We start from the raw sequence: 21408 nt of genomic DNA on the forward strand, positions 1-21408 counted from the left end.
CACTACCTGATCGAAAAGCTCGCGCAGTTCAACCGCGAACGTGTCCCGGAGCGTGTTGTCCACGCCAAGGGCGGCGGCGCCTTCGGTACCTTCAAGACCTCCGAGGACGTCTCGAAGTACACCAAGGCCGCCCTGTTCCAGCCCGGCACCGAGACGGACATGCTCATCCGTTTCTCCTCCGTTGCCGGCGAGGCAGGCTCCCCCGACACCTGGCGCGACCCCCGCGGGTTCGCCGTGAAGTTCTACACCACCGAGGGCAACTACGACCTCGTCGGCAACAACACCCCGGTGTTCTTCATCCGCGACGGCATCAAGTTCCCGGACTTCATCCACTCCCAGAAGCGCCTCCCGGGCACCCACCTGCGCGACGCCGACATGCAGTGGGACTTCTGGACCCTCTCCCCCGAATCCGCCCACCAGGTCACGTGGCTCATGGGCGACCGCGGCCTCCCGGCCTCGTGGCGCGAGATGCAGGGCTACGGCTCGCACACCTACCAGTGGATCAACGCCGAGGGCGAACGCTTCTGGGTCAAGTACCACTTCAAGTCCAACCAGGGCGTCAAATCCATGACCGGCGACGAGGCCGAGGCCCTGGCCGGCGCCGACGGCGACTTCTACATCCGCGACCTCCAGGAAAACATTGCCGCCGGCAACTTCCCCTCCTGGGACCTGCACGTCCAGGTCATGCCGTACGAGGACGCCAAGACCTACCGGTTCAACCCGTTCGACCTCACCAAGGTCTGGCCGCACTCGGACTACCCGCTGATCAAGGTCGGCACCATGGAGCTGAACAAGAACCCGGAGAACTACTTCGCGCAGATCGAGCAGGCCACCTTCGCGCCGTCGAACTTCGTGCCGGGCATCGCCGCTTCCCCGGACAAGATGCTGCAGGCCCGCATCTTCTCCTACGCGGACGCACACCGCTACCGCGTCGGCACCAACCACGCCCAGATCCCGGTGAACCAGCCCAAGAACCAGGTCAACAACTACAGCCAGGACGGCGCGGGACGTTACCACTTCAACGCCCCGTCTGTTCCGGTCTACGCACCGAACTCCGTCGGCGGCCCCGCTGCCGTGGAGCCCGCGGTCGCAGGCGGCGGCTGGGAGAACGACGGCGAGCTCACGCTCTCCGCGCACACCCTGCACGCCGAGGACAGCGACTTCGGCCAGGCCGGCACGCTGTACCGCGAGGTCTACAACGACGGCGAGAAAGCCCGCCTGCTCGAGACCGTCACCGGCGCCGTCAGCGGCGTCAGGAACGCCGACATCAAGGAACGCGCCATCGCGTACTGGACCAACGTCGACGCCGGGTTCGGCGCCAAGCTGCGCGCCAACCTCGGCGCCGGCCAGGCCGAGTCCGACGCCGAGGCCGCCAACAAGGTCTAGTCGCCCCGGCGCTGCCGGAGGGGCACCCCACATTTGGGGTGCCCCTGTTTTTTAACCTTGGATTTGTTCGGCCGCGTGAAGGCTGAGGTGCCGGTTGACGAGCCAGCGCCTGAGCCGGTCTAGGATGAAACAAGACGAGGTGGCAGTTCGGCTGGGACTTCCACGCCTGAGTACTCCGCATGAACAAGGACACGAGGCGACATGGCCGCACGCAACGACCCGGATCAGGGCGTAGACGCACAGGGCGGAGGCGTCCAATCGGTGGACCGTGCCCTCCAGATCCTGGATATCCTCGCCCGTGAGGGTGATGCCGGCGTCAGTGAGATCGCTGAGGAGATGGGCGTCCACAAGTCCACAGCATCCCGCCTGTTGGGGTCTCTGGTGGGTCGTGAACTGGTCCGCCAGAACAGCGAACGCGGCAAGTACCAACTGGGCTTTGGAATCCTGCGATTGGCATCGTCGGTCCCTGGCCGATTAAGCGTGGTACACGAGGCCAGAGAGGTTTTAGAGAGCCTAGCGGCGCAATACAAGGAAACGGTTAACCTGGCCGTCCTGCGATCGGACTACGACGTCAACGTGGACCAGGCCATGGGCCCGTCAACACTGGCTACCCACGACTGGGTCGGCAGCCTGACCCCTCTGCACGCCACGTCCAGCGGTAAGGTGCTGCTCGCTGCCCTAGCCGCAGACGAGAGGGACACGCTCCTCAAGCGGACCGGTTTGCCGGCCCGCACGCCGAATACCATTAGGAATCGTGCGGAACTCGAGAAGCAGTTGTTGGATATCTCGCGGCAAGGCTACGCAGTAGTCCAAGAGGAGTTTGAAATAGGCTTGACGGCCGTCGCGGTTCCCATCTTTAACCATGTGGGGAACGTTATAGCGGCGGTGAGTATTTCCGGTCCTACGTTCCGGTTCTCCCCGGAAACTGATCCGGGACTCATAGAGGGCCTCCGCGAGGCGGGTCTGACCATCAGCGTCAAAATGGGCTACAGACGCCAATAAGCCCGGCCGCAGGGCCGGGCTTACGACGGCCCCGACCTTTCCTAGATCCAATCATGGAAGGCGCCGATGTGATGCAAGCCCGCAGTAGCAGAGAAGCAGAGACGATAGGCGGCACCCATCCGAGGCGACGCCCAAGTCCTATTCAGGGCGCGGGACGCCGCCGCAGTCAGCGGAGACCAAGATCACTGTCAACGTAAGAGCCGGGGCGGTTTCCGTTGTCGTGTTGGCAATTGCAGCCCCCATCCAGCTGCAGCCGAACAGTCACTGGACTTGAGGACTCCAACTGGATATTCACGAACTCCTTCCCTTCGCTGCTAACCCGGAGGGTCTGTTCTTGGTCGTGGTGCTCGGACATGTAGACAACCTTTGCTATGCGTTGGTGGGGGTGTGCCTAGGCGGCACGGGCCGGGAAAGCGGCGTGCCGCCGAGGCGGGATGCTATTTACCGTTCGCGGCTATTTAGTGCCTGGTCGGGATGCCGGGTCTCGACGGTCGGGATGCTCCCCGTGGAAGTTTCTCCCAAACAGTCCGAGTCGGGGCACTTTTCGGCGCAGTCGTGCTTTGTTACGAGGTCAAACTGCACGCCGCCGTGTTGTTCCACGCCGGTGCGGATTCCCCGTTCCACTACGGATGTGGCCAGTCGGCGTCGCAAGGAGAGGGGATCACGACGCAGGTCCTTGGTGAGGGCAAAGCAAAGCAACATCATGACGATGACGAACGGTAGCGCTGCCACGATGGTGATTCGTTGCAGGCCAGCCAAGGCTTCCGAAGGTTCATCGCCTCCGGTCAGCAACATGACCGCCGCCACGGCCCCGGTGAGGCAGCCCCGGAAGATGACCACTCCGCGGCGGGGGTGCTCGGCGCCATTGGAGCTGAGCGATCCCATCACGATGGAGGCAGCGTCGGCGCCAGTGATAAAGAAGATAGCGACCAGAACCATGTCCAGCACGATAACGGCAGTGGTAGCCCAGTCAGGCATGCTCAGGTTCTTGATCAAGTCGAAGAGTGCTCCGTCGAAGTTGACGGACGGTGTCCCGTTGACCATGGTGACAAGGCCCGGGGTATTGGCCTTGTCGGCTTCCTGCTGGACCTGGAAGGCGGCGCCTCCGAAGATGGCAAACCAGACCATGCTAACGACGCTGGGCACCAGCAGCACACCGGTGACGCACTGGCGGATGGTGCGGCCCCGGCTGATGCCTGCGGCCCAGGCGGTAGGTGCCGTACGCCATCGCGATGCCCACAACTGCATACATGGCCCAGGGATGCAGGGTCCAGTGGAAGATCGAGGTGGCCATGGCCGTCTGGATGGCTGCGGGGGTGCGGCCCTCCACGGTGCCGGGCGGCGGGGAGATGTAGTGGTAGAGCGGTTCGGCCACTCCGTAGAACATCAGCCCGATGCCCATGCCGGCGGCGAACATCATCGCGACCCAGGAAACAGTACGGAATTCGGGTTTTTCTCCATCCTTGCCCAGCGGGATGTTGCCGAACTTGCCCAGGGCCAGCCACAAGACAAAGACCACGAAGAGCGAGGCCAGGAGCATGAACAGCCATCCTGTGTACTCCATGACCCAGTTCAGGGCACCCGTGGAAGTGGCGGAAAGACTGTCGCGTCCCACGAAGCCCCAGATAACGAAGGCAATTGCGATGACGCCTGTAATTCCGAACGTGACCTTGTCGAGGCTGAGCTTATGGTTCCGGCGATCCGCAACTGCTTGCTCGGTCTTGGCATGACGCAGCTCCTGGAGGATCTGCTCGTACTCTTCGACGTCCGGCAAGATGGCTGTGCCTCCGTCCTCCGGATCGAGGACAGCGGGGTTTGTGTCTACATCCTCGGAGACAGTGAAGACTGCTTTACTCTTCTCCCCACTTCCAGGTTCTTCGTTACGCGGAGCCTCTGCCACACCGTTGTCAGCAGGCAACTCCTCGGGTGTGTGGGATTTTAGGTCACTATTAAAAGCCATGAGCGGGTCCTTTGCTCGGTGCGGCATGTGCCTGCGGTTAAGCATGGCCCTCGGGAGTCAGACCGGGCGGAGGGTTGGGGCCTCGTCCGATTCGGTGATCATGATGTTGCTTTTGACAATTTGCACTTCGTGCGCGCGTATCAGCAGTTAGGCCAGGGGGTGCAGGGCGCACCTCTTTATGTTCGGGGATTGAGTTCGCGCCAAGTGGCTTAGGACGTGATCGTTCCGCATTACTCAACGGCCTTCGCCCTAAGCAACAGAGTGCGCCCCGTCACATCCCGACGTCAAGGTATGTCCCCGGCTTTTTCACGCCTCTTGACAGTTAGCGTGTTTTGGGTCACTCTGTTGCATATCGCGCTTGTTGTTGCGCCAAAAGCAAAATATTGAAATTTTCGAGAAACGCCGGTTGCCCCACCAACTCCGTGGTCCTCACGAATCGCACACTTACCCAGCCCTCCCGGGAGGAAACCCATGACTGCTCCAGTGAACGTGCCCCTCAATTCACGCGGAAAACTCGCTGCATCATTGCCTGCCGAGCAGCTGGCAGAAATTACCGCGTTGTTTGAGTTCCGGCGCACCGGCTACTCCCTCGATGCCCCCTTCTACACCGATCCCTCGATCTTCAATATCGACATGGAAGCCATTTTCGGCCAGCACTGGATCTTTGCCGCCAGCACCGCCGAACTTCCGGAGCCGGGCGACTACGTCACCGTCGACTACGGGCCCTACTCCCTGATTGTGCTGCGCAACGACGACGGCGGCGTGAACGTCCTGCACAACGTATGCCGCCACCGCGGCGCCCGCGTTCTCACCGAACCTGCCGGGTCAACCGGGAACCTGGTTTGCGGCTACCACTCCTGGACCTACTCCCCGGAGGGCAACCTGATCCATGCCTCCGCGCCCGGGGAAACGAAGTTCGACAAGAGCTGCTTCGGCCTCAAGCGCGCCCACGGCCGCGAGGTCGCCGGACTTATCTTCGTCTGCATTGCGGATGAACCGCCGGCGGACTTCGACGAAACCGCAAAGATCTTTGAGCCCTACCTCGCGCCCCACGATCTCTCGAAGACAAAGATCGCCTACCAGCAGAACATCATCGAGGAGGGCAACTGGAAGCTCGTCATGGAGAACAACCGTGAGTGCTACCACTGCGACGGTCACCCTGAGCTCGCCTGCTCCCTCTTTCCCACCTGGGGCCTGACGGAGGGCCTGATCCCGCCCCATCTCGAGGAAGTGTGGAACCGCAACAAGGAAGCACAGTCCTCGCTCGAGGAGCGGTGCCGCCGCTACGGCCTTCCCTATGAGGTCGTCGAGGAGCTCGACACCCGCATAGCGGGAATCCGCATCTCTCGGGAATCGCTCGACGGAGATGGCGAATCGTTCTCGCCCGACGGGCACAGGCTCTCCAAGAAGCTGCTCGGCGACTTGCGGGACTTCCGCCTTGGCCGCTGCTCGATGCACCTGCAGCCCAACAGCTGGTTCCACTTCCTCGGCGACCACGTCATCACGTTCGGCGTCTTCCCCATCAACGAACATCAGAGCCTGGTACGCACCACCTGGCTGGTGGCCGACGACGCCGTGGAAGGTGTCGATTACGACCTGGAGAAACTCACCTACACCTGGAAGCAGACGAACCTGCAGGACAAGGCGTTCGTAGAGCTGTGCCAGCAGGGTGCCGGCAGCCCCGCCTACGAGCCCGGCCCGTACATGAAGAGTGAATACCAGGTCGAGGCGTTCATCAACTGGTACGTGCAGCGCGTGCAGGAGCACTTGGCATGATTGAAGTCCTCGCCGAGACTGCCATCCAGGAACCACAGCGCATTCGCGGTCTTGAGATGCCGTGGAACAGGGTGATGGGCAGCACCGAGGAACCCGCACGCGCCGCCCGCGCGTTGGGGCCTTGGCATCCGCAGGAGTTCATGGCCGAATGCGTCGAAACCGTTCCCGAGGCAGGCGGCATGATGACTTTCGTGTTCCGCCGCTCCGACGGTGCGCCCCTGGCGTTCCGTGCGGGCCAGTACGTAAACATCGCTTTTCCGGTGAACGGCGAGGACCAGGACCCGGTGGACCGCAGCTACTCGCTGTCCAGTTCGCCCACAGAGCCGTGGACCTTCAACATCACCGTAAAATGCGACCCCACAGGACTGGTCTCACCGTGGGTGCACGAGAACGTCAAACCCGGCACAGTCCTCGAGGTGCTCGGACCGGTCGGGGCATTCCACCTGCCCGATGCCGACCGGCGGGCACGCTACCTCTTGCTGGCCGCCGGCGCAGGGATCACTCCCATCATGTCGATGGTGCGGACCATTCACTCCTTGCCCGGACAGGCTGATGTTGTGGTGCTCTACCACGGAGCTGAGGCCGGAGGCTTTGCTTTCCACCGGGAGTTGGCCTATATCGCCTCCGTGGACTCGCGCGTCAAGGTCTTCTACTCCCTGGGCGACCGCGGCAAACCCGAGGGGTGGGAAGGGCTCACCGGAAGGCTGACGGCGGCCATGCTTGACCACGTGGCCCCGGATGCCAACGGCCGCCAGGTCTATACTTGCGGCCCTGAGGGTTACCTGAACACCGCCACCGAGCTCCTCAAGAAGGTCGGCGTCGACGACACCTCCATTTACATGGAGTTCTTCTCGGGAGATCGTCAGACGCTCCTTGAATACCAGGCGGAGCTCGCGCTTGCAGTGGACATTGCGGAGGAAATCGCGGAGGAAATCGCCGATTCCGCCGAGGACTACTTCGAAAGCCAGCCCACCGCGTTCGGGCTCTACGAGCCCGGCTACGACGCCGAGGGAACCCTGAAGGCCACGGGGCTGCCGCTGGAAACCGTCGACCCGAACGCGCCCTCTTCCGAAGCCCCCGACGGCGGTCCGGACGTGGGGCCGGTGGCCGGCTCCCCCGATGCCTCGAGCTTCGACACGGTCGGAACGGGAAGCCTCACCCTGTCCTTCATGCGCACCGGCGTCAACGTGCGCATCGACCCCGACGAACACATCCTGGGGGTAGCCCAGCGTGCGGGCGTCAGGATCGGCGCGAACTGCAAAGAAGGCATGTGCGGCTCCTGCAAGATCGTCAAGCTTTCCGGGGAGGTCGAGATGAACCACCAGGGCGGGATCCGGGCACGGGAAATCGATGCAGGCAAGTTCCTGCCCTGCTGCTCTACCGCGCGCACCGATATGGTGATCGATGCCTAGCCGCCTCCAGCTGCTCTAGGCCCCGGGCAGCATCAGGGATTGTTTCCACGCTAGGAGTACAAGCGCGAGAATGCTACGCGTGGCGTTTCGCTGCCCCTATGGATCCGCGGGGCTCCCCCCGAGCACGTCATGCCTTCCCGGGATACAAGCGCACCACCGGTTCGAGGGCATGTGTAATCACACTGTCGGCCACCAAACGCCCATCCATCCCCCTCAGCCGGCCTGAACGTCTTCTTTACCCCTCAGCGATATGCGCTGCACGTATCAATTGACCCAACTTGCTTCACGAAAACTGACAACAACTACCTCACAGACACTCTGATGCGACCAGCGTCACCGTGAGGGTTCGATCGCCAACCCATAGGAGCCACTCAATGTCAGGAAACAAAGCCGTTGCATACAAGGCGCCGGGGATCGTGGAAATCATCGATACCCCGTACCCCACCTTTGAACTGCAGGCCGGCCCCGGCGTCAATCCCGTCAACGTCGGCCGGAAGGTCCCCCACGGGGTCATCCTGCGCACCGTGAGCACCAACATCTGCGGCTCGGACCAGCACATGGTTCGTGGCCGCACGACCGCCCCCGCCGGTCTCGTCCTGGGGCACGAGATCACCGGCGAAGTCATCGAGACCGGCCCCGACGTCGAGTTCATCAAGGTCGGGGACATCGTCTCGGTCCCCTTCAACATCTCCTGCGGGCGCTGCCGGAACTGCAAGGAAGGCAAGACCGGGATCTGCCTGAACGTGAACCCGGACCGTCCCGGATCCGCCTACGGCTACGTCGACATGGGCGGATGGGTCGGCGGCCAGGCGGAGTTCGTCCTGGTCCCCTACGCGGACTGGAACCTGTTGCGGTTCCCCGACCGGGACCAGGCCCTGGAGAAGATCATGGACCTGACCATGCTCTCGGACATCCTCCCGACCGGTTTCCACGGAGCCGTAACTGCAGGCGTCGGCGTCGGATCCACCGTCTATGTTGCCGGGGCCGGTCCCGTGGGGCTCGCCGCGGCGGCCAGCGCCCAACTGCTGGGAGCCGCGGTGGTCATCGTGGGGGATCTCAATGAGGATCGCCTGGCACAGGCCCGATCCTTTGGCTGCGAAACCGTCAATGTGGCCAACGGCGACCCGGCTGACCAGATCGAGCAACTTCTCGGCGTCCGTGAGGTCGATGCCGGCATCGACGCGGTCGGTTTCGAGGCCCGCGGACACGGACACGGTGCCGGGGCCCAGGAGGCGCCGGCCGCCGTCCTCAATTCGCTGATGGATCTCACCGCCGCGGGCGGGTCCCTGGGCATTCCCGGCCTTTACGTCACCGGGGACCCGGGTGCCGCGGACGAGGCGGCCCAGAAGGGCAGCCTGTCCCTGTCCCTGGGCACCGGCTGGGCAAAGTCCCTCTCCTTCACGACCGGCCAGTGCCCGGTGATGAAATACAACCGACAGCTGATGATGGCGATCCTGCATGACAGGATCCAGATCGCCAAGGCCGTCAACGCCACGGCCATTTCGCTCCAGGACGCCCCGCGGGGGTACGCAGAATTCGATGCCGGAGCCGCCACAAAGTACGTCCTGAACCCGAACGGCTACCTCAGCAACTAGCCCAAGGTAAGGAAGCGTTCCCTACAGGCAGGCTAGAGCGGTCAGCTCCAACGGCGCCGAGCACCAACGCCGCGGAGGGGTCATCTTCCGGGGCTGCCTCACCGGTACCGTGGCGGCGGTGATGTTGCTGGCCGGCGGGGACCAACCTTCGGAAGCCTCTGCTGGCCTGCAACGAATCACCATCGTGGCAGCGCCACCGTTCGTCATCGTCATGCTCTTGCTCTGCTTTTGCCCACACCAAGGACCTGTGTCTCGGTCGCCTCTGCTTGCGGTGCAGTTCGACCTCGTGACAAAGCTTGGATGCCCGAAAAGTGCCCCGACCGGACTGCCTGGGCAGGCCCCACACGCGGAGCATCCCGACCGTCGAGACCCGGCATCCGGACCCTCAACCGCTGCACCGTATATAGCAACCCGCCTGGGCGGCACGCGGCTTGTTCCGGCCCGTGCCGCCCAGGCACACCCACCACCAACGCATAGAAGAGGTCATCTACATGTCCCAGCACCACGATCAAGAACAGACTCTCCGGGTTAGCAGCGGCGGGAAGGACTTCGTTGTTATCGAGTTGGAGTCATCCACTCCAGTGACCGTTCGGCTGCAGCTGGATGGAGGCTGCAATTGCCAGCACGACAACGGAAACCGCCCCGGCTCCTATATTGACAGTGACTTTGGTCCCCGCTGACTGCGGCGGCGTCCGGGGCCGTGAACCAGCTGTCAAGCCATGAGCGTTCAACTGGGAATCCCAGTACTGCGCCTGGCCCGGAACGACAACCATGCGTCTGCGCCGGGAGCACGTCCGATCGGACTGCCATCGGCACTTCTGGACCGCTTTGGCCGCCAAGCAACCGACATGCGGCTGTCCGTTACGGATAAATGCAATCTTCGTTGCACCTATTGCATGCCGGCGGACGGCTTGCAATGGTTACCGAAGCAGGCCGTCATGACGGCCGAGGAGATCCAAAGAATCGTAGGGATCGGCGTCGAGCGCCTGGGCGTCAGGGAGCTCCGAATCACCGGCGGGGAGCCCTTGGTCCGGCCCGACCTCGTCGACATCATCGCTGTGCTGCGGGCGCGCCACCCCCAACTCCCAATCTCCATGACGACCAACGGCGTCGGGCTCGAGCAAAGAGCGCAGGCGCTTAGGGAGGCCGGGCTCACAAGGATCAATGTTTCCCTCGATTCCCTGCATGAGGAGACTTTTACGCAGCTGACCAGGCGGCCGTTCCTCGGCAAAGTGCTCGCCGGCGTCGAAGAGGCCTGCGCCGCGGGCCTTGGACCCGTCAAGATCAACGCAGTGCTGATGCGCGGTATCAATGACCTTGAAGCTCCGGGACTGTTGGAATGGGCGTTGAAGCGATGCTTTGAATTGCGCTTCATCGAACAGATGCCGTTGGATGCGCAGCGCGGCTGGAGCGAGCGTGGGATGATGACCGCCCTCGAGATCCGCACTCTGCTGTCAGCAGATTTCGTCTTGGAGCCGGATCGCCGCTCGCGGGACGGCGCACCAGCCGAACGGTTTGAAGTGCGGCGACGGAACGCGGGTACCGGTAAAGCCTCCGGAGGCGTTCTAGGAACCGTTGGAATCATCGCGTCCGTCAGTGAACCTTTTTGTGCCGACTGCCGGCGAACCCGCATTACTGCTGAGGGGAAGATCATGAGCTGTCTGTTCTCTCGGGAGGAGTTCGACCTTCTGGGTCTTCTGCGAAGCGGGGCGCACAACGATGAACTGGTGCGTCTGTGGCAGGATGCCATGTGGGTGAAACCCCGGGCCCACGGCATGGACCACGCCGGCCTCGGAAGTGAAGAGTTTGTTCAACCGGACCGCAGCATGAGCGCTATCGGAGGATAAGAGCAATGCTCGTACGATACTTTGCCGCCGCCTGTGCAGCGGCCGGCGTCGAAGAGGAACACCACGATCTCCCTGAGGGCACAGCCCTGGATGGGCTCATCGCCGCCATATTAGCTGTAGACCGTCGCATCGAGGGATCGACAGGTAACTCTTCTTTGGCCATGGTCATCGGCCGGAGCAGCTTCCTGCGGAACGAGGTCGCGCTGCGAGATCACGGTGCGAAACTTAGTACAGGAGATGTCGTGGACGTCCTCCCGCCCTTTGCAGGCGGCTAAACCCGTTCATTGCCAGCGAGATGTGTCAAAAACACAGCACCAGGCCAACTTCCCAGTCAGCCGCAAGCACGGGCAAATAAGAGGAGTTTGAATGAACAAAGCCGACGAACGGACCGAAACCAACTTGGACAAAATTGGTTGCCCTGGCCGGGAACAAAAGCTACAGACGACTATCGAAGGCTGGTCCATAGGAATCCTTGGCGTTATCGCCATAGCTGCAACAACCTATGCGTCTTTTCAGTATTCCGGATGGTGAGCTTATCCGCCTGACTAACCGTTAGAAGAACCCGAGGCCTTTCCATCGCTGTCGCCTCATCTTCCACCAGGGACAGTGAACGGAAGATGAATCCGCCATCCCGCCCGACTGGGCCGCCGTGTAAGGAGCCATCATGACGATCAGCGACGAAGAATTTCAAATACTGAATGAATGGAGTCAGGATCTGGCTCAAGCGCTCCAGATCCCCCACTTGCCCATCGACCATGAAGTACTGCTGGATCTGGCCCGGAAGTCAGCGGACACAATTACCCACGCCGCCGCGCCGGTCACGGCCTTCCTGGTCGGATACGCAGCTGGCTCGCGGGGACCGGATGCCTCCGACTCTCTCGCCAGCGCTGCCGACGTGGCATCGACCCTGTGCGACGACCACAAGAAACGCCACCACACAGGGGAATGACGGGTCGTCGCCCTTGGATGGGTGCTGCCGATCATCTGTGCTTCTCCTTTTGAAGGTAGAGAGGATGCAAGGCTTTGCGCGGTGTCTCGCAAATGAGCTCACAAACGGCAATATCTCTGCGTCGGCTCGCGACCTACTCGAACTTCCCGCTGTGCCTATTCGGGCATAGACAAGGGCAGTCCAGCTGGAGGTGCTTTAGACGAAGGAAGGAGATATTAATGCTTGAACGAGCCGGAACACACGCCTTTCGCTACAACCTTCATGAGGGCTCGCCGCTGCAGATGCAGTGGCTTTTCTACGGGCAGTCCGAATTGCCGGTGGCATTGCAAATCTGGGAGCTGCCTCCCGGGGGCTTCGAGGGTATGCATTCACATGCTGAGCCCGGCCGCCCGTTGGAGGAGATCTACGTTGTCACCGAGGGCATGGGGCAAATGACCGTCGAAGACGAAACATATTCGATAGGGGTCGGTGACGCCGTCCTCGCGAGGGTGGGCTCCCGTCACGATCTGCGCAACACCGGCAAGGGGCCGCTCAAGGTGCTGGTCATCTGGGGCGAACCCCGGGCGGCCGACTACTCCAACTTTGGATCGGCCAAGATGGCACGGATAGCAAGAACCGAGGCGCCCCCTGATAGCCATGCCGGTAACCGCCCGCTGTGACCGTTCCATCCCGTCACGGCTTGCCGAATCCCTCTCCCACCGTGATAGCTGCGGGAGCACCGGAGGGCCTACGGCACCCCTGTCGATGGTTCAGGTCACGGACGACGCCTTTGCGCAGCCAAAGGCCGGCAAACTTCACGGCAAACCCCTCTTTTGCCATCTCATGAGCTGTTCGCAGGACGCGTGCCTGAAACCTTCATGCTTCGTTTCATCCCGAAGTTCTTCAGTAACGTCCTCGATCTCTGAAGGCCTCGGCGTCTCCGTAATCCTCGGCATCTGCAGCAGTTGCCTCGGTGGCTAGGATTTCGTGAACAGCCGCCTTTGCCCGCTTTTTGCTCGCCGAGGCTCATAGCGCTGGCCGGCTGCGTGTGTAGGCCCAGTAAGTTTCAGCGGTGCGCTCGGGGTCCATGGGGATGCCGGTGCCGACTGACCACTTTGGCCGGCAATGCTGAGAAAGAGGCGCGCACCGCACGCGCCATGTTCATACCATCCGCTCCGGGCCAAGCGCGAAGGGAGCCGGCGGCGGCTCAACGGACTGCGTCAGCGGCATTCTCTCCGGTGCTTACACCAAGGCAGAGACTCCAGGGGACCGAGGGAAGAGCGATTCTCCGTTCGGCCTGATGGGATGGGGAGAGGATTCCGCCGACGAGGCTGGCCGTGTTGGTGGCGATGACGACTTCGTTCTGGTCCACGATGCACGTGTTTGGCGGCAAGGGCCGGAGGAGCGGTTCGAATTCGGCCTGGAGGCGGCTGACAAGGACGTCCACGGCGGCGACGCCTGCCATCTTGCCCACCCTGGTGACTCGTTTGGTGAAGGTGACGACGTGCTGGTTGGTTCCGAGAGCGTCGATGTAGGCGTAGCTGGCGTGGACCTTGTCATCAGCGTCGGGTGCGGGCCACCACGGTGTTGTCGAGTAGTCATAGAACTCCGGGCCCATTTCGAATTCGAAGCGCTGCGGCGATTCCGGGCCCGCCGGGAGGTAGCACCAGATGGAGCCCGGTTCGCCGAAGTAGGATGGATCGGCTATGAATCCAGTCCCGTACAGTGCCGGCATGGCGTTCAGATTGCGGCGAGCTACGTCGTAGACGTTCTCCAACTCGTCCAGCCTGCCGCGCTTTGCGCGGTCAAGGCCGTCCTGGGCGGCTTCTTCGACGGTCCGGATCGACGCGGCCACGGTCCCTTCGAGGCTCACAGCGAACGATTCGACGGCGGAAACTGCGCTATCGATGCCTTCGTTTCCCGGCGGCGAGCCTGGTGGCGGAGATTCCATGGACATCCGCAGGTCGATGAGGCGGTTCATGTCCCGGCGCACATGCTCTTCGGCGAGGGCCCGGGCGCGAGTGGCGTCCGCGGCCCGTATGGCGTCCACGATCATCGTGTGCTCTTCCGCCGCCGCGCGTCGGCGGTCAGAAGCGCTTACCCACACCAATGCCCCGACCTCTGCCTGCATCGCTATCTCCTGGCGGGTGAACAGGACGGATCCCGATGTGGCCGCAAGCTCTATGTGGAACCGACTGTCCGCCCGCGTCATTTCAGCGGGCGTCTGCGCCGTCTCGATCGACGCCGCCATCGAAGCGAGGCGCCCGATGGAGACCTGCTGCGACCGGCCGGCCGCCACCGTCGCGGCTGAACCTGCCAGGAAGGCCCGGTATTCTCGAATGTCGCGCAGATCCTCAAGGGAGTACGCAGCAAGGGTGTCCCGCTGGGCCTTGGCTATGTCTCCCGTATTCGCCCGCACGAAGCTTCCGCCGCCCTTGCCGCGTCGTGTTTCCAGAAGTCCCAGGTGACGAAGCTCGGCGAGGGCGGTTCGCAGGGTCATGGTGGAGACCCGCATCCTTGCCGCGAGCTCGCTTTCGCTAGGAAGCTGGGCTCCGTCTTCGAGGACGCCTAGCTCGATCGAATGACGGAGTCGCAGGGCGATCTCCTCGCCACGCTCGGCAGTCTCCAACGGCGCGAATGCGAGTCGCTCTCTCCAGCTGGACATGGCCACCCTCCTAATACGGTGTAGTTAGCGATCAAAACCTTTGACATCTAATCTTCGATGTCTATTGACATCTAACATTGCAGGTCTAAGGTTAAGTGTATCAGAAGAGAGGGCCGAGTCCCCGACCACCTCGATCGTCAGCTAAGGAGTCACCGGTCATGTTGGCTAGCACGGATGTCGTCCAAATCTGGCACAGCGCCGGGAACCCCACGCCGGTGGACCGCCTCAGGCTCTACGCCCAGGCCCTTACAGCGGATTGCCCGATCGGCGCCTACCGGACGTTGAACGATGCGCAGGAAGACAGGGCGATCCTGGCCCTGTTCCGCGTAGACCGTCCCCGCGCGACAATTGCTTCCCTCCACCAGGTGCCCCCCCTGGCCCTCTCTGGCTACCACCAGTTGCTCCACGACCTCGCCCGCGAAGGGCTCGGGCCAGGCGGTGGATTCCGCGGCGTAGGTGCCCGCTTCGGTCATTCGCCCGACAGCGCCCGCCACCAACGCGTGGACACCCCCGCTTTCAGGGGAGGTCAACTTTGAAGCGCCGCAGCTCTGGATCTATCATGCCCCCGTTCGCTCTCAGCGGTATACGCGTCCAAACGGTCCTCCCCCCATTGCCGGCGCTGCTGCGAGCCCGGGCCAACAACCCGGAAACTTGGGATGCGCTCATGTGTGAACTCGACGCCGACTTCACCTGAAACCGCACGAACACTATGGAAAGGAACGGCGAGATGGGCCGCGATGAAGCCTTTGCACATTGCCCCTCTGACTCCTATGTGGAGTTCTACGGGAACCAATGGCTGATCGTTCCGTTTGCACCTGTAGAACAGCCTCAATTCTTTGTTTGTACGCCAGGTCCTCGAATTTCCCGCGCCTGAGAATTTTCCGGGCGCCCCCTGGTTTGGGTAGGTACTCAGTCCACTCGAGGGGCGCCCTTCCGGGTTACGGCCCGTAGCGAGTTACTCGCACCACCTTCCCCGGGACATGTGGTTGGTCTGATCCGGGCGCCCAGTGTGGCACAGTGCGACGCTGCCAGTTTGGATCAGCCATATCGGCACCCCTCGTCGTCCCGTATACCTAGTCTTTGCCCTATTTGACGGCAGATCCCAAAAAATGCGTTTTGACGCCGAGATGCAAGCTGAAACATGCCGACCGGCCCTCGGCTTGGTTCTGCAGTTGGGGGACAGCCAGGGCCTATCCGGATTCGGTCCCGTTGTGATTGGGTGAAGCATGGCCGCCCCGATAGAGGAGCCGCTGGTAATCCACGGCGTCCGGGGAGTCACTGATGATCAAGCTTGCCGATGTCGGCGGACGTAACCTTCTCCAGGCCACTCCCCGCAAAGCAAATTTGAACGACGTTGACCGCAGCCCACGCCCCATGATCTGAGGCGGATCTTCGCGACCGAAACCGTCCGGAGTAACCTGCCGATACACATCGCTCAGCACCTGCTAGGACACATCAATCTCAACACCACGCAGGGCTATGTCGCCGTCTACCCGAACAAGTCATCACGAACTACCGCAGGTTCATCGACAACCGTCGCAGCACCCGCCCGGAACACGAGGACCGAGACCCCACGGCGGAAGAGTGGACTGAATTCGAGAACCACAGCCCTAATTCCTGCCGCCTGGCCGGCCATTCAGTAGTGCAGTTAAACCGGAGCTGTTCAATGTGGAAGAAGAGCAGATCAACGTAGAAATCATCGCCGTCGACGTCCAAGCGGACCTGCCTGCCAACGAAGGGGAAGCCTGGCCCGAGTTCTTGGAGGGTTTCGGTGATTCTGCCAGTAAGGGCATTCTCCAGGTCTCGTTCGGCGACTTCACCGGATAGGCCCAGGAATTCAAAATTGTAGGGGTCTTGCGCCATTTGCTTGGCCGGCTCGGAATCTGGAGCAGCCAGCTGGCGGGTGAAGTTCGACGGTGCAGCGTCCTTGCGCTCCATCGAGCGGTTCATCATCATGTTCAGCAGCACGTTCCGGGACCACCCGTACCGGACTGCCGCGGCGGCGTACCAGTCACGCTCCTCGCCGGTTGCCGCCTTGTCCAGAATCGTTCTGATGTGGCCCCACGGCAAATGTGCCACAACCTGTGGCGCATCTTCAACCGCGCCCCAGGCCCGCACCATCGCAGTCATGTACCGCAAGTTCCGGGCGGACAGGCCCTTCATGTCCGGGAACGCGGACCGCAGATCGTTGGCCAGCCGGTTAATGACGCCGCCTCCCCAGCCCTGCATGTCCTGGCGTGTAAGAATGTCCTTGCCCAAGGACCAGTGAGCTCGATGAGCAGAGCGTTGACCGCCCGTTGCGCCTTGATCCTTGCATTCGTGACACGTGTCTTCAAGGCGTACAGCAGGTCCGCGTAGTCCGCCGGCAGGGCGATATCTGAAGTCGTGCCTCAACCCCACCGATCCGGAATTGTGCCGCAGGCTGTGGCACAAATTAGCAGCCGGTCCCGGACCTCCTGGCGTTCCAAGCCCCGCGTTCCAGTGTTTTTCCCTTGCCGGTCTGCTTGGCCATTTTCGATGTCCTCTGGCCAGGGAGGGCTTCTGCGGCCGCCGACGCCGGCGTGCCTTGGTGTTTGTCCGCCAAGTGTCGGGAGACGACCGCCTCGCGGTCACATTTTCCTTCGAGGCTTTCTGCCAGCTGCTGACGCCTTTCCAGGGAGTCGTCGGCCGGTCCGGCGTGGCCATTTCGAGCAGCATCCTGCCTGTTGGCGCTGGCAATCGCGGCGCCGGTTACTGCTTCGTCGCTGCGTGCGGCTGAGGCTTTGGTCCGTTCGTTTTCGGCCTCAAAGCGGGCTTGCTGTGTCCGGGCTCCTCGGCAGGGTCCGGACTGCCCCACAAGATTTGCCACGTGCTCGGCGGAACCCTTTGGCCTGCCTCATGCCCAGACGCACGCCGTCGTGCTGCCCTATGTGCTGGCCTGCAACGCCCCCGCCGTGAGTGAACTCGCGGGCAGGCTTGCCCCAGCCTTGGGTTATTTACCGGATGACGCCCGAGAACATACGGACCAGGCTGGCCTGGACGAGTTGCCCGCCGGCCACAGACCTGACCGGGCTTCCGCTGCCTTAACGGTGCTGCAGGACCTTACGCGGTCGTCGACGCCCCGAGCAGACTATCTGACTATGGCTTCACCCCGCCGGCAACGGCGACGCTGTGGCGGGTTGTCACCGCGACTCCGGCTTCTAACCTCGTGCGGGTGACCCGGCAGGGAAACACGTCCCTGCCGGAGCATGCGCTACTTGGCATCCCGCCATCTTGGAAACCACCTCACTCCCATATCCAACATTAGAACGACGAACACCGCGTGAGAGATGCAATAACGGTGCCAGCGGGGAACAGGCCGTGGTTAGCGGAAAATCGTCGCCTCCGCCGACACCCCTCCCGACGAGCGGCCGAATCCGAAGCCGGCAGCGGTAAGGCCAGAGGCCTGGTCTTTCATCCGTCCACCACGCCAACTTCAACAGGACCGACGGATATGGAACCGTTCTCTTGGAGTCTGTCGAACGCTCAGCGCAGCAAATCGAGAGGATGGGCGGCCCCGTCCCTGGGACTGAGCCGTCAGCGCCTCAACCACGAACCCAGATGGTTTCTAACGGCTGGGGCTGATTCCCCACAAGTGGTCGCATGTGGAAAGATCCCTATGCGCCAGTATGAACAGCCAAGCTGAGACGGTCGACGCGGTGCATTGCGTCGGCCGCTCTCACGAGGGCCAGGTGCGAGAAGGCCTGGGGAAAGTTGCCAGCCATCCTTTGCTCCTTCACCGCGTACTCTTCACTAAGCAGGCCGAGCTCGTTGGAAAACCCCACCAGCTTGTCCATGAGAATTGTGGCATCAGCCTTGCGGCCTGTGCGGGCGTACTGTTCCACAAGCCAAAACGAGCACGCAAGGAAAGGGTGCTCTCCGGGATCCAGCCCGTCGACCCCGCTCTCGGTACGGTAGCGCAGCAATAGACCGCCGTCGGTGAGGAGCTCCTTCTCCAGCCGAGCGACGGTACCCAGCATGTGCTCATCGTCGTAGGCAAGGAACCCAACCTGGGGCAAGACCAGTAAGGCCGCATCGGTTTGACCTCCGCCGTAGGTCTGCGTGAATGAGTTCAACCCCGAGTCGAATCCCTCGCGCAAGATCTCATCCCTCAGCCGCTCGCGGAGATGTTCCCAATGACCAGCGGCACCGCTCATTCCGTGGTCCCGTACAGCCCGGATACCGCTGTCAAAGGCAGCCCACATCATCACACGGGAGTGCGTGAAGTACTGGGCATTGCCGCGCATCTCCCACAGACCAAAGTCCCGGTCCTCAATGTGTTTCTCAACAAATCCCAAAAGAAGGCGCTGAAGGGCCCAGGAGAAGTGGTCTTCCTTGCCTCCCGCCAGACGCAGCCTTTCCAACGCCACCATGACCTCACCGACGACGTCGGCCTGGAACTGGGCGACGGCGGCGTTTCCAATCCGCACAGGCTTGGAATTCCGGTATCCGGGCAGATGGCCAAGCTCCCTCTCAGGCAAATCCCGTTCGCCGCCAACGCCGTACATGATCTGCAGACCTTCCGGATCACCCGCGATGGCTCGAAGCAGCCAATTACGCCACTGAAGCGCCTCCGTTTCATAGCCGTGGGTCAGCATCGATTCCAGTGTCAGTGCGGCATCCCGTAACCAGCAGTACCGGTAGTCCCAGTTCCGCGGGCCGCCGAAGTCCTCGGGCAGGGATGTCGTCGGTGCTGCGACGATGCCACCCGTTTCATAGTGCGTCAGGGCTCGCAGTACCAACAATGAACGCTTTACCGCATCCCCGTATGCACCGTCCTGGCGACAATGGCCACCCCAGCGGGCCCAGTAACTAACCGCTTGGTCGAGTGCATGGTCGACATCGAGGGCCGTCGGAACCTCGCTGTGGGAGGGAAACCATGTCAGTTCGAAATCGACAGTTTCGCCCTTTGAAACAGCGAAATTTCCCTCGTGCCCGTGCGCATAAGCCTGCGGAAGGTGCGGTCCCCGAAGAGCTATCGCATCCGGACCGGCCATGGCCATAAGTATGGCTGCCTCAGGATCTGCATGATCGCGTACACGACTCGCCCAGGGCAGAACCGTGGCATAGCCGGGTCTGATAATGAGCTGCTGGTGCATCTCAACGGTTCCGTCCAGCCCCGTGATGCGACGCAGGAGCGATGAGCGGCCGAACCCTACCGGCATGAAATCCGTAACCAAGACTCGTCCCGAGACAGTTTCCCAGGTTGTTTGAAGCACAAACGTCGAATCTACGTAGTGCCGATCAACAACGGCAGCGCCCGGATAGCTGGGGGCCAACAGCCAGCGACCGTGCTCCTCGGTTCCTACGAGAGCGCTAAACAACGAGGGGGAGTCGAAACGGGGGAAACAGAGCCAGTCCACGCTACCGTTTCGGGAGACGAGAGGCCCGGTTTGGAGGTCCGAAAGCAACGCATAATCCTCTATGGGAGCAGCCATGGCTTCACTCAACCACAACTGATTCAGATCGCGTAGGGTCCGTGCAAAGGAAACGCTATTAAGCCTAAACACAAGCATGAGTACGGGGAAGGAGCGGACCACACAGATAAGCGGAAGCTTCGAGAGGGGGAACGTAACAACACCTGGCGAGCCATTCCGCGTTCATATTGCATTCGCTCCCCCGCAAACACTGGGCTCCCGCTGAAACGTGCGGAGTCCGGGCCGATCCGGCACCAGTACGACCCGATCCGAAGACCAAAATGTGCACGATGTACACACCCCATTGGGCCGGCTCAGAGCATTGCCACCGCACTTCCCAGACCGGGTTACGGCTCTTTCGTGTTCTGCGCCAGCAGCCTTCCGGATCGGAATGCCGACCGCAGCATAAGATGCCCTCTGACGCGGCAAACAAAAGATCCGATGTCGGCGTCGAAGGACCAGCCAAAAATGCTTGATCCATTCGAAAGCCGCCTCGGACGCAAGTAAACTCCTCAAGACATCCACCACCCGCATGGCAAGACGGAAACTCATTTCTGAAAGGACACCATGGAACTGCTGTGGGAAATCGCAGGTTGGGCAGGGGCGGCTGCGATCCTAAGTGCATATCTGGCTGTCTCCATGGGCTGGGTGAGGGCGGGCAAGCGCTTCCAGTCCGCAAACCTCGTCGGTGCTTGTGCCTTCATTGTCAACGGCGCATTCCACGAAGCATGGCCTTCCGTGGTCACGAATGTAGCGTGGTTCCTCATTTCCGCCGTCGCTCTTCTTCGGATGCGTTCGGCAGGCCTGCCGTCGGAGGCAGCCCTTGATACCCAGACTGTTCAATTCCCCGGCCTTCCTGACACAACCGGCCAACTAGCAGTTGTTGAGACCCTCACTGGTTCCGCTTACGGCGATGCTGACGGACAACGTCCACTTGGATGATCCGGCCCCTTCTTTGATCTAGCGGTGACGCACGGTGAGTACTTCACCGGCCGACTGCCGAAGGTGTTCTGCGGCTTCAGCCACTCGCCGAGCCCGTTCCGTATCCGACGCCGTACTCGTCACAGACACTAGATGAGTGAGTCCGTATTCGTTTAGTGGTCGTAGGCGATGAGTGAGCGTTTGCGGGGCGCGTCGATGTGCCAGTTGTGCCAGATACCGGCGGCGAGTGCGAAGAGTCTGGCCGCGACTCTGGCATAGACCCCGGCGAGGGTCCGTCCGCCGTGCTGTTCAAGGGTGAGTTGACCTTTGAGGGTGTCGAAGACGGATTCGATCCATTGCCGGATGCCGCCGAAGTTCCCGAAGCGGTGCTTCTCGTCTTTGCGGTCGGGCCGGATCAGGGTGGCGCCGAGATTTTCTGTGATGAATTGTTCGAACTCCCGGCCGGCGAAGCCTTTGTCGC

Annotated in this window: 15 protein-coding genes and 5 pseudogenes; 15 read left to right on the forward strand and 5 right to left on the reverse strand. The window is 62.0% G+C overall.

Annotated elements, in window-relative coordinates:
* Positions 1-1386, forward strand: a 1386-nt coding sequence (locus tag BLR03_RS22730) for a catalase (RefSeq protein ID WP_091256730.1), incomplete at its 5' end; no start/stop codon positions are given.
* 201 nt (positions 1387-1587) lie between these two features.
* Positions 1588-2388: an IclR family transcriptional regulator gene (locus tag BLR03_RS22735; RefSeq protein ID WP_091256732.1), complete on the forward strand. Its 801-nt coding sequence runs from the start codon at positions 1588-1590 to the stop codon at positions 2386-2388.
* 441 nt (positions 2389-2829) lie between these two features.
* Here BLR03_RS22735 and BLR03_RS22740 read toward each other — a convergent pair.
* Positions 2830-4375, reverse strand: a pseudogene (locus tag BLR03_RS22740) (BCCT family transporter).
* 444 nt (positions 4376-4819) lie between these two features.
* Between BLR03_RS22740 and BLR03_RS22745 the strand changes: the two are divergent.
* The 9 genes and pseudogenes from BLR03_RS22745 to BLR03_RS22780 all read left to right on the forward strand — a co-directional run bounded on the left by BLR03_RS22745 (position 4820) and on the right by BLR03_RS22780 (position 12586).
* Positions 4820-6124, forward strand: coding sequence for an aromatic ring-hydroxylating oxygenase subunit alpha (locus tag BLR03_RS22745; RefSeq protein ID WP_091256733.1), 1305 nt, complete (start codon positions 4820-4822; stop codon positions 6122-6124).
* Positions 6121-7536 carry a ferredoxin reductase gene (locus BLR03_RS22750; RefSeq protein WP_091256735.1) on the forward strand — a complete coding sequence of 472 codons (1416 nt, stop codon included), beginning with the start codon at positions 6121-6123 and terminating at the stop codon, positions 7534-7536. Before BLR03_RS22745 ends, BLR03_RS22750 begins: the two co-directional genes overlap by 4 nt.
* A 374-nt stretch (positions 7537-7910) precedes the next feature.
* Positions 7911-9131, forward strand: a complete 1221-nt coding sequence (gene fdhA, locus BLR03_RS22755) for a formaldehyde dehydrogenase, glutathione-independent (RefSeq protein WP_091256736.1) — start codon at positions 7911-7913, stop codon at positions 9129-9131.
* A gap of 40 nt (positions 9132-9171) precedes the next feature.
* Positions 9172-9360: pseudogene (locus tag BLR03_RS22760) on the forward strand (BCCT family transporter); the annotation flags it as partial.
* Between the two features lie 490 nt (positions 9361-9850).
* Positions 9851-10978, forward strand: coding sequence for a GTP 3',8-cyclase MoaA (gene moaA / locus BLR03_RS22765; protein WP_091256738.1), 1128 nt, complete (start codon positions 9851-9853; stop codon positions 10976-10978).
* Positions 10979-10983: 5 nt separating this feature from the next.
* Positions 10984-11253, forward strand: coding sequence for a MoaD/ThiS family protein (locus BLR03_RS22770; protein WP_091256740.1), 270 nt, complete (start codon positions 10984-10986; stop codon positions 11251-11253).
* A gap of 91 nt (positions 11254-11344) precedes the next feature.
* Complete coding sequence (locus tag BLR03_RS24630) at positions 11345-11509, forward strand: hypothetical protein (RefSeq protein ID WP_175460673.1); 165 nt, start codon at positions 11345-11347, stop codon at positions 11507-11509.
* Between the two features lie 133 nt (positions 11510-11642).
* Positions 11643-11927 (forward strand): DUF6457 domain-containing protein, encoded by a 285-nt coding sequence (locus BLR03_RS22775; RefSeq protein ID WP_091256742.1) that lies wholly within the window; start codon positions 11643-11645, stop codon positions 11925-11927.
* 218 nt (positions 11928-12145) lie between these two features.
* Complete coding sequence (locus tag BLR03_RS22780) at positions 12146-12586, forward strand: cupin domain-containing protein (RefSeq protein ID WP_091256744.1); 441 nt, start codon at positions 12146-12148, stop codon at positions 12584-12586.
* 527 nt (positions 12587-13113) lie between these two features.
* Here the strand turns inward: BLR03_RS22780 and BLR03_RS22785 are convergent.
* A complete protein-coding gene (locus BLR03_RS22785) occupies positions 13114-14571 on the reverse strand; it encodes a GntR family transcriptional regulator (protein WP_091256746.1) in 1458 nt (485 codons plus the stop codon).
* 158 nt (positions 14572-14729) lie between these two features.
* On the opposite strand from BLR03_RS22785, the gene BLR03_RS22790 reads away from it, so the two are divergent.
* Positions 14730-15107, forward strand: a complete 378-nt coding sequence (locus BLR03_RS22790; protein WP_091256748.1) for a hypothetical protein — start codon at positions 14730-14732, stop codon at positions 15105-15107.
* An 882-nt stretch (positions 15108-15989) separates the two neighbouring features.
* Complete coding sequence (locus tag BLR03_RS25395; protein ID WP_368087000.1) at positions 15990-16214, forward strand: hypothetical protein; 225 nt, start codon at positions 15990-15992, stop codon at positions 16212-16214.
* Positions 16215-16290: 76 nt separating this feature from the next.
* On the opposite strand, the pseudogene BLR03_RS25400 reads toward BLR03_RS25395, so the two are convergent.
* Positions 16291-17268 (reverse strand): annotated as a pseudogene (locus tag BLR03_RS25400) (PDDEXK nuclease domain-containing protein); the annotation flags it as partial.
* Positions 17269-17380: 112 nt separating this feature from the next.
* On the opposite strand from BLR03_RS25400, the pseudogene BLR03_RS25095 reads away from it, so the two are divergent.
* Positions 17381-17857: pseudogene (locus BLR03_RS25095) on the forward strand (iron-containing alcohol dehydrogenase); the annotation flags it as partial.
* A 349-nt stretch (positions 17858-18206) separates the two neighbouring features.
* Here the strand turns inward: BLR03_RS25095 and BLR03_RS22810 are convergent.
* Positions 18207-20105, reverse strand: coding sequence for a glycoside hydrolase family 15 protein (locus tag BLR03_RS22810; RefSeq protein ID WP_302846616.1), 1899 nt, complete (start codon positions 20103-20105; stop codon positions 18207-18209).
* Between the two features lie 468 nt (positions 20106-20573).
* Between BLR03_RS22810 and BLR03_RS22815 the strand changes: the two genes are divergently transcribed.
* Positions 20574-20948, forward strand: coding sequence for a CBU_0592 family membrane protein (locus BLR03_RS22815; RefSeq protein WP_091256753.1), 375 nt, complete (start codon positions 20574-20576; stop codon positions 20946-20948).
* A gap of 152 nt (positions 20949-21100) precedes the next feature.
* Here BLR03_RS22815 and BLR03_RS22820 read toward each other — a convergent pair.
* Positions 21101-21408: pseudogene (locus BLR03_RS22820) on the reverse strand (IS982 family transposase); the annotation flags it as partial.

The organism is Arthrobacter sp. ok909, from assembly GCF_900104405.1.
Taxonomy (GTDB): Bacteria; Actinomycetota; Actinomycetes; order Actinomycetales; family Micrococcaceae; genus Arthrobacter; species Arthrobacter humicola.

Bases quoted from the DNA above. Each gene is read 5' to 3' on its own strand.
- BLR03_RS22790 (WP_091256748.1), top strand. From the start codon at position 14,730: ATGTTGGCTAGCACGGATGTCGTCCAAATCTGGCACAGCGCCGGGAAC.
- BLR03_RS22745 (WP_091256733.1), top strand. From the start codon at position 4,820: ATGACTGCTCCAGTGAACGTGCCCCTCAATTCACGCGGAAAACTCGCT.
- moaA (WP_091256738.1), top strand. From the start codon at position 9,851: ATGAGCGTTCAACTGGGAATCCCAGTACTGCGCCTGGCCCGGAACGAC.
- BLR03_RS22810 (WP_302846616.1), bottom strand. From the start codon at position 20,105: ATGCTTGTGTTTAGGCTTAATAGCGTTTCCTTTGCACGGACCCTACGC.
- BLR03_RS24630 (WP_175460673.1), top strand. From the start codon at position 11,345: ATGAACAAAGCCGACGAACGGACCGAAACCAACTTGGACAAAATTGGT.
- BLR03_RS22785 (WP_091256746.1), bottom strand. From the start codon at position 14,571: ATGTCCAGCTGGAGAGAGCGACTCGCATTCGCGCCGTTGGAGACTGCC.
- BLR03_RS22815 (WP_091256753.1), top strand. From the start codon at position 20,574: ATGGAACTGCTGTGGGAAATCGCAGGTTGGGCAGGGGCGGCTGCGATC.
- BLR03_RS22735 (WP_091256732.1), top strand. From the start codon at position 1,588: ATGGCCGCACGCAACGACCCGGATCAGGGCGTAGACGCACAGGGCGGA.
- BLR03_RS22750 (WP_091256735.1), top strand. From the start codon at position 6,121: ATGATTGAAGTCCTCGCCGAGACTGCCATCCAGGAACCACAGCGCATT.
- BLR03_RS22780 (WP_091256744.1), top strand. From the start codon at position 12,146: ATGCTTGAACGAGCCGGAACACACGCCTTTCGCTACAACCTTCATGAG.
- BLR03_RS22770 (WP_091256740.1), top strand. From the start codon at position 10,984: ATGCTCGTACGATACTTTGCCGCCGCCTGTGCAGCGGCCGGCGTCGAA.
- fdhA (WP_091256736.1), top strand. From the start codon at position 7,911: ATGTCAGGAAACAAAGCCGTTGCATACAAGGCGCCGGGGATCGTGGAA.
- BLR03_RS22775 (WP_091256742.1), top strand. From the start codon at position 11,643: ATGACGATCAGCGACGAAGAATTTCAAATACTGAATGAATGGAGTCAG.